Genomic DNA, 508 nt, shown 5'->3' with positions numbered 1-508 from the left:
CGTGAGCGGCGGGGTGATGGGTGGCTGGTCGTTGCTTGAGAACTGCACAGTGGACGCGAGCATCTGTGGCCAAGTTTTTAAGGGCGCACGGTGGATGCCTTGGCACCAGGAACCGATGAAGGACGTGGGAGGCCACGATAGTCCCCGGGGAGCCGTCAACCAGGCTTTGATCCGGGGGTTTCCGAATGGGGAAACCCGGCAGTCGTCATGGGCTGTCACCCGCTGCTGAACACATAGGCAGTGTGGAGGGAACGAGGGGAAGTGAAACATCTCAGTACCCTCAGGAAGAGAAAACAACCGTGATTCCGGGAGTAGTGGCGAGCGAAACCGGATGAGGCCAAACCGTATGCGTGTGATACCCGGCAGGGGTTGCGCATACGGGGTTGTGGGATCTCTCTTCTGCGGTCTGCCGGCCGTGGGACGAGTCAGAAACCGTATGGATAGGCGAAGGACATGCGAAAGGTCCGGCGTAGAGGGTAAGACCCCCGTAGCTGAAATTCATGCGGCT

Annotated in this window: 1 rRNA gene; it reads left to right on the top strand. The window is 59.4% G+C overall.

The window, feature by feature from the left end:
• Positions 1–67 precede the first annotated feature (67 nt).
• Positions 68–508 (top strand): 23S ribosomal RNA (locus IE198_RS34815); the annotation flags it as partial.

Source organism: Streptomyces xantholiticus (genome assembly GCF_014651015.1).
Taxonomy (GTDB): domain Bacteria; phylum Actinomycetota; class Actinomycetes; order Streptomycetales; family Streptomycetaceae; genus Streptomyces; species Streptomyces xantholiticus.
Note: the sequence above shows the minus strand (reverse complement) of the source record. Positions and strands in the feature narration are given on the sequence as shown.